The 474-nt window shown below is 52.5% G+C and carries 1 protein-coding gene; it reads left to right on the forward strand.

All coding sequences use genetic code 11. The features are described from left to right. Nucleotides 1–37: 37 nt before the first annotated feature. Nucleotides 38–474: c-type cytochrome (locus tag FHL16_RS33885; protein WP_077750553.1), on the forward strand; the 437-nt coding region annotated here is incomplete at its 3' end.

A 474-nucleotide genomic window follows, 5' to 3' on the forward strand; every position in this document is an offset into this window, starting at 1 on the left:
TGTCGCCGGTATTCGGATGTGGTTTTGAGGGCCTGACATGAAAAGAACATTGAAAACATTGACTGCTGCCGGGGTGGTCGCCGCAATAGTAGGTGCCGGCGTGGTGTATTCTGGTGTGATCAATGTTGGGGCGGATGATCCGCATTTCGGCCCCGTTCACTCACTTCTTTCCACTGCTCGGGATCGCTCGATTGCTGTGCGCTCACGCGATATTAAAGTCCCCGACCTGAGCGAAGAAGCTCTCATCCGCGCAGGTGCTGGCAACTACAACGCTATGTGCATTGGTTGCCATCTGGCTCCAGGTATTGCAGGAACCGAATTAAGTAATAGCCTTTACCCTGCACCTCCGAATCTTTCAAAACTGGGCGTTGATGGAAACCCTTCCGCAGCTTTCTGGATCATCAAGCATGGAATCAAATCCACAGGCATGCCCGCTTGGGGTAAAAGCATGGCCGATCCCTACATATGGGGAAT

The sequence above is a fragment of the Pseudomonas sp. FSL W5-0299 genome (assembly GCF_005930655.1).
GTDB lineage: Bacteria > Pseudomonadota > Gammaproteobacteria > Pseudomonadales > Pseudomonadaceae > Aquipseudomonas > Aquipseudomonas mandelii.